The organism is Bizionia sediminis (assembly GCF_042684585.1).
Lineage (GTDB): Bacteria > Bacteroidota > Bacteroidia > Flavobacteriales > Flavobacteriaceae > Algorimicrobium > Algorimicrobium sediminis.
Window position 1 is genome coordinate 39,939 of the sequence record NZ_JBHULS010000006.1, and the last position, 12,665, is coordinate 52,603.

The window sequence follows — 12,665 nt, forward strand, 5'->3', positions numbered from 1 at the left end:
CTTAAAGGATGTTATTTGCTTACTTTTGCCACAGCTATTAAGGATACAGTAAATACGGTTGGCGCATTTGGTTGTAAGCGCTTAAATTTTTTGCCCACGTTTGTGTAATTTCAGGTGCAGACATACCACTTTCAATTTGAGATTGTAAAGAGGCAGTGCCTGCTAATTTAGAAAAGAAGCTATTAAAAAAAGTGGCCTTATTTGCAGTAGCTTGGTAGGCGTTTACTAAGTAATTTAGGTTGAGGTTGTTTAGTGGTTTTGTCTGACTTAAATCCATACCATAGCAAAGCTTGTCTTGGTGTTTAGGAGATTTTGCTCCAGGGTTAGGTTGTGGTGTAAATTGATAGGTAAACATGCCGGAATTAGTTTTTAAATACGGACTCCCAAATATCTGGAATTGTTTATCTGTTCCGCGACCAGCACTTACATTTGTACCTTCAAAAAAACACAAACTGGGATACAAATTTATAGCCACGTCATTGGGCAGGTTAGGAGAAGGCTTTATTGGTAAGCTATAAGGTGTTTGGCGTGTATAATTGGCAACAGGAACTATTTGTAAACTACATTGCACAGCGTTTTCAAGCCATTTTTCGCCATTAATCATTTTTGCATATTCGGCAATTGTCATGCCATGAACCACAGGTACGGGATGCATGCCAACAAAACTTTTAAAGGCTGGTTCTAAAATAGGGCCATCTATGTAATGACCGTTTGGGTTGGGTCTGTCTAAAATTAAAAGAGGTATTTTTTGTTCGGCACAGGCTTCCATAACATAGTGCAGGGTTGAAATGTAGGTGTAAAAGCGGGCGCCAACATCCTGAATATCAAAAATAATAAGGTCTAAATCTTGTAATTGTACAGCAGTAGGTTTTTTGTTTGCGCCATACAACGAAATTAACGGCAGCCCTGTTTTAGTATCAGTGCCGTCTTTTATAAGTTCGCCAGCATCGGCAGTGCCTCTAAACCCATGCTCCGGTGCAAATACCTTTTTTACAGTAACATTTAACGCCATTAACGAGTCTACTAAATGTGTGTATGTGCGTAAAGAAGGGTCTTTAAAAATTACACTGGTTTGGTTGGCAACAATACCAATACGCTTGTTTTTTAAAAGAGGCAGGTAGGCCGTTGTTTGATTAGCACCCACCTTAGTAGCTGGTGTGCTATTTGTTTTTACTGGTTTTTTTACGACTGTTTTGGCCAAATTTTTCTCCTGGGTTGTTTGTGAAAAGTTTCCACAAGAAATGAGTACCATAACAAATAATAAAACAGTATTTTTGGACTTATTAACTAGTATTTGTATCATTTGAATTTCGAGTATTTTATAGCTAAACGTATTATTGATAGTAAAGCGTATAAAAGTAGCGTTTCGGCACCAATAATAAAAATTGGAATTGCAGCCATTGCCATTGGTATTATAGTTATGATGGTGTCTATAGCCACAGGAATTGGTTTACAACAAAAAATTCGCGACAAAGTAGTGGCTTTTAATGGGCATATTACAATCTCGAAATTTGGCATGAATAATTTGCAAGAAAGCGACGTGGCCATTTCAAAAAATCAGTCGTTTTATCCAGAATTTAATTCGGTTAGCGGCGTTAGCCACATTCAAGGTGTAGCCACTAAATTCGGAATTATGAGAACGGAAACCGATTTTGAGGCTGTGATTGTAAAAGGCGTTGGTACAGATTATAAATGGGATTATTTTGAAGAATATTTGGTGCAAGGTACCATTCCAAAATATACCTCAGCATACAGTCAGGATGTGCTTATTTCAGAATATACGGCCAACAGACTGCGATTGGAAGTAGGAGACACCATTCAAACATATTTTACAAATAACGATTTTAATAAACAACCGCGTATTATTCCTTACCAAGTTGTTGGTATTTATAATTCCGGATTTCAAGAATTCGATAAAACCTATGTTATTTCGCATTTAAAACATTTGCAACGATTAAATAAATGGGAGCCAGATCAGGTTGGGCATTTCGAAATATTTGTAAATAACTACAATAATTTAGATGCTATACGCGACGAGGTTTACAAACAAACACCGCCAGAGTTAAATACGATAACCGTGGAGCGTCAATTCGATTCAATATTCGAGTGGATAAGTATTTTTGTAAAAAATATTTATGGCATTTTAGGCATTATGGTTATTGTTGCTGGCTTTAATATGGTAACCGCACTTTTGGTGCTTATTTTAGAGCGCACACAAATGATAGGAATTTTAAAAGCATTAGGAAGTAACAACTGGCGTATTCGGAAAATATTTTTATACAATGCGTCGTATTTAATTGCTTTGGGGTTACTTTGGGGTAATACTATTGGATTAGGCATTTTATTGGCACAAAAATATTTCAAAATTTTTCCATTGGATCCAAACGTTTATTACGTTAGCGAAGCGCCCGTGTATATAAGTTTAAGCTATATTCTAGCTTTAAATTTAGGTACTTTTATATTATGCATTCTTATGCTTCTTATTCCATCGTATGTAATTACAAAAATATCGCCGGTTAAGTCTATTCGTTTTAACTAGGTCGTTTTGTTTTTTCGTTAAGCACGGCTTTAAAAATCTTTCGTGCTTTGCTACCAAAAACTTACCTTTGCATGTCTAAATTAAAAGCTCTTTAAATTTAGCGGAAGCTTTCATTTAATTTGCTTAACATTTGAAACAAGCTAGTATGGAATACGCAAATAATATTATTGAAACAATAGGTAACACGCCTATGGTTAAACTAAATAAACTAACAGCACATTTGCCGTGTTTGGTGTTGTCTAAATACGAAACCTTTAATCCAGGAAACTCGGTAAAAGACCGCATGGCCCTGAAGATGATAGAGGATGCGGAAGCAGATGGCAGGTTAAAACCAGGAGGCACTATTATTGAAGGAACATCGGGAAATACAGGCATGGGTTTGGCACTGGCCGCAATAGTAAAAGGCTACAAATGTATTTTTGTTATTTCCGATAAGCAGTCTAAAGAAAAAATGGATATCCTGCGTGCGGTAGGTGCTGAAGTAGTAGTTTGTCCTACCGATGTAGAACCAGACGACCCCCGAAGCTATTATTCGGTTTCCAAACGTTTAGGTGAGGAAACGCCCAATTCTTGGTACGTAAATCAGTATGATAATCCTAGCAATGCGCGTGCGCATTACGAGAGCACCGGTCCCGAAATCTGGAAACAAACGGATGGCAAAGTAACACATTTTGTGGTGGGCGTTGGCACGGGCGGAACTATCTCTGGTGTAGGTAAATATTTAAAGGAGCAAAATCCTAACATTAAAATTTGGGGTGTCGATACCTATGGTAGCGTTTTTAAAAAGTACCATGAAACGGGTATTTTCGACGAAAAAGAAATATATCCATACGTTACCGAGGGTATAGGTGAAGATATTTTACCAGAAAACGTAGATTTTAGCATTATTGATGGTTTTACAAAAGTTACCGATAAAGATGCCGCTATTTATACGCAGAAACTGGCTAAAGAAGAGGGTATGTTTTTAGGAAATTCTGCTGGTGCCGCCATAAAAGGTGTGTTGCAACTGGAAGATCAATTTACCAAAGACGATGTGGTGGTCGTATTATTTCACGATCATGGTAGTAGGTACGTAGGAAAAATGTTTAATAATGAATGGATGAAAAAAATGGGGTATTTAGAAGCGTAAATACGTCTATTTTTATTCTACAAACATTGTAAAGAGGCCCTCTAGGGTCTCTTTTGGGTTTGTGCAAATACCAACATGTGTAGGCGAGCATTGTATAACGGTACTTTTGGAGGCAGCCAACCACCTAAACCTATCCGATATATCTAATTGTTCAATGGTATTTCCTTGTAAATTTCCCTCGCAAATTAAGGCCCAGGCATTTAAATAGTTTTCTAATTCAGACACATTTAAGTCTTTCGAGAAGGCATTTAGTTTTTGAGGACAGATGTGGTATTTTATACCCAAAAACCTATTTCGTTTTGCGTAAAGAAGCACGCCAACATTAAAAAACTCTTGGCGTTCTACCCGCGGAACAACGCGAATAATGGCGTATTCGTAAGTAAGGTTATCTGGCATGATTGGCTTCGTTTACAAGTTTGTCTAGTATTGCAAGTTTTGCTTTTAAATAGCTAACATAGCGGGCTTTTAAATGTTACGGAGCTGTATTTTCAGAGGCCTCTATAAGCCAGTCATTAGGAATTAATGCTATAATTTCTTCAATTTTTGAAGCGTTTAATGCTACTTCTATCGCTTCAGCAGCTTTATTTAGCACTGTTGCAAATGGTAGCAACACATGATTTTTTATGAGTGGAAATGTACGTGTTAAGTGGTTTTCCCAAGTGGGCCAATTATGATGAAAATAAAAGCTGGCACCGTGGTCTATTACCCATATTTGGTTGTTCCATGACAGTAGGTTTGTGTTTTTGGTTGTGCGGTCTATATTGCTTATTAAACTATCCAAAATTACAATTTTAGAGGCTGTTAACGCATCTATTTGGGTGGCCAACGGGTCGAAAGTAATGGCATTTGCTAAATAATGAAGCCCAAGATTTAAACCCACGCTAAACTTTAGTAAATCTTGAATTTCCTCGTCGGGTTCGGTTTTACTGAAGGAGTCGTCCAGAGTCATAAAAACTAATTCTGGTACATGTAGGCCAATGGCACGAGCCAATTCACCGCCAATAAGCTCGGCAATTAAAGCCTTTTTACCTTGTCCGGCACCTCTAAATTTTAATACATACATAAAATCATCGTCGGCTTTTACAACCGCAGGTAGCGATCCACCTTCTCTTAAAGGTGTAATGTATTGCACAACGTTTACATGGCGGATTTCAATGGAATTCATGGTTGCGAAGGTATTAAAATGACAGGAAACACACCTGTTTCTGATCTTTAAAACGGCAGTAAAATTTGGCTATTTTAGTTAATTAGTTGAATGCTTTTTATTTCTAATTGAAATTCTTGTGCTTTTTTATTGCCAATTAAAAAGCCAATTTCCGATAAGGCCACACCGTTAAAATGAGGCATATTTAATTTGCGCCCTCTAAAAACGGGTAGTAAACTAGCGTAAGGAATATCTATTGTTTCCCATTTGGTTTGGGTGTTAAAAGTTGCAGCGTAGCTATATTGGTTGTTTTTATCGGATTTTACGCGAAATTGATAGGGCTTACCATCGCCTCGTAATACAATTCGGAAATAGGAAAAATTGGTCGTATTTTTTGTGCTAAATTGATGCCTTACAGACGAAAATCCGCCGTTATTTTCTAAAGACACCTTACCCTTAAAGACACCGTAACCTTCTGGATGAATTGTAAAACTTCCTACAGATTGGCCGCCCATAACAACATCGTCCAATGTAAACCAATCTGTTTTTTTGCTGTCAGCATTAAAAGTATAAATAGTCATAGCATTTTGTGGATGTAACAAACATAAAATAAGTATCAAATTTACCATACATTTTAGTGTCTTGTAATTAATGGAAACAAGATAAGTAAAATAATAAAGTAAAAAGGGGTTTATACATATTAGATTAATTTCCGTAAATTGTTAACATGCAAGAGGCTTTTTTACATTATTTGTGGTTGCATAAAAAAATGCCCATTACAAAGCTAAAAACAACTTTGGGTTTGCCTATTAGTATTATAAATTCCGGGCAACATAACGCATTGTCTGGTCCAGATTTTTTTGCCGCACAGGTAAAAATAGACAACCAACATTGGGCAGGAAATATTGAAATACATATTAAATCCAGCGATTGGTATGTGCATAATCATGAAACCGATCCTGCTTATTATAATGTTATACTTCATGTGGTTTGGGATCATGACACCGATGTTTTTAGACAGGACAACACTGCTATACCTACCCTAGAACTTCGGGAATATATAGATACTACCTTATTAGCAAATTACTATAAATTATTTTCTAAAAAACAAACATGGATTAATTGTGAAAAGGCATTTCATGAGCCGACGCAATTTTTAATAAACAACTGGCTAGAGCGTTTGTATATTGAGCGGTTGGAACGCAAAGCAACAACTATTAGCACACTTTTAAAGCAGTCTAAAAATAATTGGGAAGCTGTTTTATTTATAATGTTAGCAAAAAATTTTGGTTTAAATATTAATGGCGAAGCGTTTTATACCCTAGCACAATCTATTAATTTTTCTATAATCCGAAAACTCCAAAATAATGTTCAGCAATTGGAGGCTTTATTAATGGGGCAAGGGGGTTTGTTACGCGCTAACAGTCAAGAACCATACGAAAACAACCTGTTTAACACCTATCAGTATTTAAAAACCAAATATAATTTAGACAATACACATGTGTTACCGGTGCAATTTTTTAAATTACGTCCACCTAATTTTCCCACTATCAGGCTGTCGCAGTTAGCAAGTATTTATGCGCAAAATCACGGGTTATTATCGCGCCTTATTCAGGCTAAAACACTTCCGGAGTTTTATGATATTTTCCAGGTGGGTTGTACCGCTTTTTGGCAAACACATTACACCTTTCAAACCCCTTCAAAAGCCTCAAAAAAAATGCTTACCAAAAGTTTTATTAATTTGGTAATTATAAACACTGTTGTACCAATTACGTTCAGCTATGCCAAAGCCCAAGGACAGGATAATACTGCGGAAATACTGAATGTAATGGCACAAGTTCCTTCCGAAAAAAATCAGATTGTTAGCCGTTTTCACACCCTGCGTCCGCTTGCTAAAACCGCTGCTGTTTCACAAGCCCTAATACAATTAAAACAGCACTATTGTGTGCCCAATAAATGTTTAGAATGTGCCATTGGAAATAATTTAATAAGCAAATAAATTAGTATCTTGCAACATGAATTTTTTTTACAAAACCTTGCTGTATTTTCAAAAGCGCGGTTTCTATGTATGCCAGCGTATTGCGGACCGTTTGGGTATTCGTGCTAAAGTGGTGCGGACCTCTTTTATGTATTTAGCCTTTGTAACACTTGGCTTTGGATTTGCCCTGTATTTGTTTTTTGCTTTTTGGATACGTATTAAAGATTTGTTATTCACAAAACGTTCATCCGTATTCGATTTGTAGTTATGGTAAAATTAGCCATTAAGCTTTTTCGGTCCAAAATAATTACAGCTATTGCCTTATTATTTTTATTGCTAGTTACCGGCGTAATTGGTTTCGCTTTAATGTCTGGCTACCGGTTTATTGATGCCCTTTACATGACTGTTATTACCATTACAACAGTAGGTTTTGGAGAGGTAAGGCCACTGGACGATGGTTCAAAACTCTTTACTATTTTTTTAATTTTAACGAGCATCATTATAGTTGGTTACGCCATAACAGTTATAACGGAGTACATTTTAAGCAGACACACTATTGAAGATTTAAAACAAAAAAAGATGCAGAAAAAGATTGATAATCTTAACAATCACATCATTATTTGCGGTTATGGTCGAAACGGGAAGCAAGCAGCACAAAAGCTAATGGCCTACAAAAAACCTTTTGTAATTGTTGAACAAGATAAGGACGTTGTAGAAAAGTACAGGAGTGAGATGGTTCCGTTTGTTTTGGGCAACGCCAACGAGGATGAAACCCTGTTAAAAGCGGGCGTCGCGCATGCTTCAACACTTATTTCCGCGCTACCAAACGATGCCGACAATTTATTTGTGGTATTATCCGCTAGGCAACTTAACAAGCAACTTAAAATTATTAGTCGCGCATCGCAAGAAACGTCATACAACAAATTAAAACTAGCAGGTGCTAACAATGTTATTCTACCCGATAAAATTGGGGGTAACCATATGGCTTCATTGGTTGTTGTTCCCGATTTAATTGAATTTATTGATAACCTAGAAATTGGCGGTAGTGCACATGTAAATATTGAAGAAATAGATGTAAAATTACTACTGACTAATGAGGTTGAAAAATCCATTCGTGAACTGGATTTACGAAAAACAACTGGTTGTAATATAATTGGTTATAAAGATGGAAAAGGCGATTATGTTATAAACCCCGAAGCCACTCAAGCGCTGCATTCCGATGGTAAAATTATTGTTCTAGGACGTTCGGAACAAATTCAGAAATTAAAAGCAGTTTATAATATTACCTAGTGAAAAAGTGATTTTATGAATAGATTTTTCAAAAAATCAATTATTTTTAGCATCTTGTCCTACTAATTCTAAAAAACTAACTAATACATAATTCTTATGAAGAAAATTCTTCTTTCAATTTTCACTGTAGTTCTACCCCTAATGGCATTTGCACAGGATTTGGAAATATCGGGAGTTACCACAAATCCCTCCAAAACAATTAACGACGGGGCTATAACACTAACAGTTAAAGGAGGAGTAGAACCGTATACGTATCGTTGGAGCAACCAAAGCACGCCACTTACATCAAATATGGCTGTTGGCCTTACCGAAGGTATTCCTTATACCGTAGAAGTAACCGATGCCACTGGAGCCAGCAAAACAGCGAGTTTTAAAGTAAAAGCAGAAGCCATAACCGAGGTTTTTAATGGCACCATGACACCTGCCGTTGGCGCATTAGGATCGGTGTTGTTCTGGGATCCCTTTGCAGCCGTTGGGTTGTACGATCCTGTGGTTTACGCCGATGTTAAACTAGTTGGTATTCCAAATTGGACCAATGAAGTTGATAACGAATTTACGCTTAAAGAATGGCTGGTTGCGGCTGGCGAACATGTAGATAAAAACACTCCTATAGCTGTAATAGCGGACAAGAACGGAAAGGAAGTAACGGTTTTAGCCGCGGCAAAAGGACAATTGGAACATATAACGAATGCAGGTAACATTATTTACGATTCAAAAAATGCCGAACATGTTATAGAACAAGGTGCTCATTATTTTGCCCGAGTTAAGTACGATGAACCAAAAGCATTAACCCATCCCAACGGCGACCCCTTAACTAAACCGATTTCTTTTATTGTAATATGGTTGGTTTTTGGAGCTTTATTTTTCACCTTAAGAATGGGATTCATTAATTTAAGAGGCTTCAAACATGCTATCGATCTAGCACGTGGTAAGTACGACGATCCCAATGCACCAGGACAAGTTACGCACTTTCAAGCCTTGGCTACAGCCGTTTCTGGTACTGTAGGTTTAGGAAATATTGCTGGTGTGGCAGTTGCTGTGTCTTTAGGAGGCGCCGGTGCTACATTCTGGATGATTGTATGTGGTTTTCTGGGCATGTCCACAAAATTTGTAGAATGTACTTTAGGTGTAAAATACCGCGACATTTTGCCAGATGGACGCGTATTTGGAGGACCTATGAACTATTTACGCTATGGCCTGGAAAAACGTAACATGAAAGGATTTGGAAAAGTGTTAGCCGGTTTGTTTGCCATATTAGCAGTAGGTGCCTCTTTTGGTGGTGGTAACATGTTTCAGGCAAACCAATCGTTCGAGCAGTTGGCCGGACAGTTTCCAATGTTGGAAGGGAATGGATTTTATTTCGGAATTATAACGGCAATTTTAGTTGGTGTGGTAATAATTGGAGGGATTAATAGCATTGCCAAAGTAACCGGAAAAGTCGTGCCCGTAATGGCAAGTATATACGTAATTGCAGCCTTGGCAGTTATTGTTATGAATATTCAAAATATAGGGCCAGCCTTTTCAGCAATTTACGAAGGTGCATTTAGTCCTTCTGCTTTAAAAGGAGGTATTATAGGTGTGCTAGTGGTTGGTTTTCAACGTGCTGCTTTTTCTAATGAAGCCGGGGTTGGATCTGCCGCAATTGCGCATAGTACGGCAAAAACAAATAATCCGCCATCTGAAGGATTTGTGGCCTTATTAGAGCCTTTCATAGATACGGTTGTGGTTTGTACACTTACCGCTTTAGTATTAATTTTTACCGGAATGCATGAAGTAGGTGGCCTGGCCGGTGCACAACTTACTTCCGATGCTTTTGGAAGTCAAATTTCCTGGTTTCCATATGTTTTAGCGGTAGCAGTTTTTCTTTTTGCCTTTTCAACCATGATATCGTGGTCCTATTACGGTATGCGTGCTTGGACTTACTTATTTGGTAAGAGCAAAAAAATTGAATTTATATACAAAATGTTGTTTTTGGTATTTGTGGTAATAGGTGCTTCTGTGAGTTTAGGCGCTGTACTGGATTTTTCAGATATGATGATATTAGCCATGTCTTTCCCAAATATTATTGGTTTGTACATTATGTCTAATGAAGTGAAAGTAGATTTAAGCAAGTATTTAAACAAACTAAAGACTAATCAATTATACCGAAAGCTGGATAAAAAATAACCGAATATGCACAGATTAAAATCCCATTTTACGTTTTCTAAAAAACAACGGAATGGGATTTTGTTGTTAATAACCGTGATGGTTTTGGTGCAGGTGGCCTATGTTATTTACATGACATCCACCGTAAATAAACAATCAATTACCCCTGTAAGTAGCCAGCTTCAGGCCGAAGTCGATTCTTTAAAACAGCTAGCCGTAATAGCTTCGCAACCAAAAATATTTCCGTTTAACCCAAATTATATTACGGATTATAAAGGCTATAGTTTAGGTATGTCGGCCGCAGAAATAGACAGACTCCACGCGTTTAGAGCTTCAAACAAATGGGTTAATTCTGCACAGGAATTTCAAAAAGTAACACAGGTATCAGACTCGCTTTTGGCAATAATGTCGCCTTATTTTAAATTTCCAGATTGGGTAAACAAGCAAGCTAAAACACCTAAAGTAACTAGGTTTGACGAAAAAAAGCCGCTTAGCTACAATCAGAAAACCGATTTAAATACAGCAACCGCTACCCAATTAACGCGTGTTTATGGTATTGGTAGCAAGTTGTCGGAACGTATTGTTGCTTACCGAGAAAAAGTAGGCGGACAGTTTGCAGCTAATGCAGAGCTATCCGAAATATACGGATTGTCGCCCGAGGTTATAAGTAACATATTAGAGCAGTTTACGGTGAAAACACCGCGCGCCATAAAACAATATAACATTAATTTGGCCACTCGCGATGAGTTGGTAACAATCCCGTACATAGATTATGAGGTTGCTTTTAACATAATTGAAGAGCGCACGCTACGCGATGGCTTTAAATCGCTGGATGATTTAACGAAAGTTAAGGACTTTCCTATAAATAAGATTGAGATAATTAAGTTATCTTTGACAATCGAATAATTATACAAAAAAATTGACAATATGAATACTATGTACTTCACCGAAGAGCATAACTTGTTTAGAGAAAGCTTAAAAGATTTTTTACAAAAAGAGGTAGTGCCACACATTGAAAAGTGGGAAAAGGAAGGTAAAGTAGACCGATTTATCTGGAAGAAGTTCGGCGAGATGGGATTTTTTGGCGTAAACTACCCTGAAGCCTATGGTGGCTTAAATTTAGATTTATTTTACACTATTATATTTTTGGAAGAATTACAGAAAATAAATTCTGGTGGGTTTGCGGCTAACATGTGGGCGCATGCTTATTTAGCCATGACGCACGTGAATGCTGAAGGTAGCGAAGACATAAAACAAAAATATTTAACGGCGAGTATTACTGGCGATTTAGTTGGCTGTTTATGTGTAACAGAACCTTTTGGAGGTAGTGATGTGGCGGGTATGCGCACGACAGCGGAGAAGAAAGGCGATACCTACGTGTTAAATGGTTCTAAAACATTTATTACCAATGGTGTATACAGCGATTACCTTGTGGTGGCGGCTAAAACCAATCCGGAATTGGGTAATAAAGGTATTAGTATGTTTATTATGGATAGAGATACGCCAGGTATTTCAGCAACAAAACTGGATAAATTAGGCTGGCGCGCCAGCGATACGGCCGAAATAGCATTCGATAACGTAACCATTCCGGCTGCCAATTTATTAGGGGAGGAAAATAAAGGCTTCCCATATATTATGCAGCACTTTGCTTTCGAACGTTTAATAATGGGAGTAAACGCCCATGCACGTGCTGAATTTGCTTTAGACTACGCTAAAAAATACATGAGCGAGCGCTATGCTTTTGGGCAGAGTATTAATAAATTTCAGGCTTTAAGGCACAGTTTTTCAGATGCTTATGCGCATATGATTGTTTGTAAGGAATTTAACTACGCTATAGCATACCGTATGAACAAAGGCGAGTATGTAGTAAAAGAAGCTACGGTTTCAAAATTACAATCTACTAAAATGGCAGACGAGGTAATATATCAGTGCTTGCAGTTTTTAGGAGGTTATGGTTATATGGAAGAGTATCCGCTAGCACGTTTGTTACGCGACAGTCGTTTAGGTCCAATTGGCGGCGGCACCTCTGAAATTTTGCGAGAAATTATCGCCAAAATGACCCTAGATGGTAAGGACTATAAGCCAGCTACTAATTAATGTTGTGGTTGTTTTGGCGAAAATTCCCCACGGAATCGGCGCCAAAATGACCCTAGATGGTAAGGATTATAAGCCAGCTACTAATTAATGTTGTGGTTGTTTTGGCGAAAATTCCTCACGGAATCGGCGCCAAAATGACCCTAGATGGTAAGGATTATAAGCCAGCTACTAATTAATGTTGTGGTTGTTTTGGCGAAAATTCCTCACGGAATCAGCGCCAAAATGACCCTAGATGGTAAGGACTATAAGCCAGCTACTAATTAATGTTGTGGTTGTTTTGGCGAAAATTCCCCACGGAATCGGCGCCAAAATGACCCTAGATGGTAAGGATTATAAGCCAGCT

Annotated in this window: 11 protein-coding genes and 1 pseudogene; 8 read left to right on the forward strand and 4 right to left on the reverse strand. The window is 37.6% G+C overall.

Annotated features, from left to right (window positions below; genetic code table 11):
- Nucleotides 1-37 precede the first annotated feature (37 nt).
- A complete protein-coding gene (locus ACFSQP_RS11625; protein ID WP_376894685.1) occupies nucleotides 38-1,303 on the reverse strand; it encodes an exo-beta-N-acetylmuramidase NamZ family protein in 1,266 nt (421 codons plus the stop codon).
- Here ACFSQP_RS11625 and ACFSQP_RS11630 point away from each other — a divergent pair, their 5' ends adjacent.
- Complete coding sequence (locus tag ACFSQP_RS11630; protein ID WP_376894834.1) at nucleotides 1,304-2,539, forward strand: ABC transporter permease; 1,236 nt, start codon at nucleotides 1,304-1,306, stop codon at nucleotides 2,537-2,539. It begins immediately after the preceding gene.
- 145 nt (nucleotides 2,540-2,684) lie between these two features.
- On the forward strand, nucleotides 2,685-3,668 hold the full coding sequence (locus ACFSQP_RS11635; RefSeq protein WP_376894687.1) for a PLP-dependent cysteine synthase family protein: 984 nt from the start codon (nucleotides 2,685-2,687) through the stop codon (nucleotides 3,666-3,668).
- 12 nt (nucleotides 3,669-3,680) lie between these two features.
- On the opposite strand, the gene ACFSQP_RS11640 is transcribed toward ACFSQP_RS11635, so the two are convergent.
- The 3 genes and pseudogenes from ACFSQP_RS11640 to ACFSQP_RS11650 all read right to left on the reverse strand — a co-directional run bounded on the left by ACFSQP_RS11640 (nucleotide 3,681) and on the right by ACFSQP_RS11650 (nucleotide 5,393).
- Nucleotides 3,681-4,064, reverse strand: a complete 384-nt coding sequence (locus ACFSQP_RS11640; RefSeq protein ID WP_376894689.1) for a DUF3037 domain-containing protein — start codon at nucleotides 4,062-4,064, stop codon at nucleotides 3,681-3,683.
- Nucleotides 4,054-4,833 (reverse strand): annotated as a pseudogene (locus ACFSQP_RS11645) (HipA family kinase). Before ACFSQP_RS11645 ends, ACFSQP_RS11640 begins: the two are co-directional and overlap by 11 nt.
- A gap of 74 nt (nucleotides 4,834-4,907) precedes the next feature.
- A complete protein-coding gene (locus tag ACFSQP_RS11650; protein WP_376894692.1) occupies nucleotides 4,908-5,393 on the reverse strand; it encodes a CIA30 family protein in 486 nt (161 codons plus the stop codon).
- Nucleotides 5,394-5,539: 146 nt separating this feature from the next.
- Between ACFSQP_RS11650 and ACFSQP_RS11655 the strand changes: the two genes are divergently transcribed.
- The 6 genes from ACFSQP_RS11655 (at nucleotide 5,540) to ACFSQP_RS11680 (ending at nucleotide 12,322) form a co-directional block, all read left to right on the forward strand.
- Entirely contained in the window at nucleotides 5,540-6,811 is a 1,272-nt protein-coding gene (locus ACFSQP_RS11655; protein WP_376894694.1) for a DUF2851 family protein, read from the forward strand.
- A 16-nt stretch (nucleotides 6,812-6,827) separates the two neighbouring features.
- A complete protein-coding gene (locus tag ACFSQP_RS11660) occupies nucleotides 6,828-7,055 on the forward strand; it encodes a PspC domain-containing protein (RefSeq protein ID WP_376894697.1) in 228 nt (75 codons plus the stop codon).
- Nucleotides 7,056-7,057: 2 nt separating this feature from the next.
- Nucleotides 7,058-8,080: a potassium channel family protein gene (locus tag ACFSQP_RS11665; protein WP_376894700.1), complete on the forward strand. Its 1,023-nt coding sequence runs from the start codon at nucleotides 7,058-7,060 to the stop codon at nucleotides 8,078-8,080.
- Between the two features lie 96 nt (nucleotides 8,081-8,176).
- The gene (locus ACFSQP_RS11670; protein WP_376894703.1) at nucleotides 8,177-10,246 is read left to right on the forward strand and encodes an amino acid carrier protein; all 2,070 of its coding nucleotides are present in this window, start codon (nucleotides 8,177-8,179) and stop codon (nucleotides 10,244-10,246) included.
- Nucleotides 10,247-10,252: 6 nt separating this feature from the next.
- Nucleotides 10,253-11,131: a ComEA family DNA-binding protein gene (locus ACFSQP_RS11675; protein WP_376894706.1), complete on the forward strand. Its 879-nt coding sequence runs from the start codon at nucleotides 10,253-10,255 to the stop codon at nucleotides 11,129-11,131.
- A gap of 21 nt (nucleotides 11,132-11,152) precedes the next feature.
- Entirely contained in the window at nucleotides 11,153-12,322 is a 1,170-nt protein-coding gene (locus tag ACFSQP_RS11680; RefSeq protein ID WP_376894708.1) for an acyl-CoA dehydrogenase family protein, read from the forward strand.
- The last annotated feature ends 343 nt before the right edge of the window (nucleotides 12,323-12,665 follow it).

What these genes read in the sequence shown, in the direction of transcription:
- ACFSQP_RS11665 (WP_376894700.1), top strand. Translation starts at nt 7,058, where the DNA reads ATGGTAAAATTAGCCATTAAGCTTTTTCGGTCCAAAATAATTACAGCT.
- ACFSQP_RS11625 (WP_376894685.1), bottom strand. Translation starts at nt 1,303, where the DNA reads ATGATACAAATACTAGTTAATAAGTCCAAAAATACTGTTTTATTATTT.
- ACFSQP_RS11635 (WP_376894687.1), top strand. Translation starts at nt 2,685, where the DNA reads ATGGAATACGCAAATAATATTATTGAAACAATAGGTAACACGCCTATG.
- ACFSQP_RS11675 (WP_376894706.1), top strand. Translation starts at nt 10,253, where the DNA reads ATGCACAGATTAAAATCCCATTTTACGTTTTCTAAAAAACAACGGAAT.
- ACFSQP_RS11670 (WP_376894703.1), top strand. Translation starts at nt 8,177, where the DNA reads ATGAAGAAAATTCTTCTTTCAATTTTCACTGTAGTTCTACCCCTAATG.
- ACFSQP_RS11680 (WP_376894708.1), top strand. Translation starts at nt 11,153, where the DNA reads ATGAATACTATGTACTTCACCGAAGAGCATAACTTGTTTAGAGAAAGC.
- ACFSQP_RS11650 (WP_376894692.1), bottom strand. Translation starts at nt 5,393, where the DNA reads ATGACTATTTATACTTTTAATGCTGACAGCAAAAAAACAGATTGGTTT.
- ACFSQP_RS11660 (WP_376894697.1), top strand. Translation starts at nt 6,828, where the DNA reads ATGAATTTTTTTTACAAAACCTTGCTGTATTTTCAAAAGCGCGGTTTC.
- ACFSQP_RS11640 (WP_376894689.1), bottom strand. Translation starts at nt 4,064, where the DNA reads ATGCCAGATAACCTTACTTACGAATACGCCATTATTCGCGTTGTTCCG.
- ACFSQP_RS11655 (WP_376894694.1), top strand. Translation starts at nt 5,540, where the DNA reads ATGCAAGAGGCTTTTTTACATTATTTGTGGTTGCATAAAAAAATGCCC.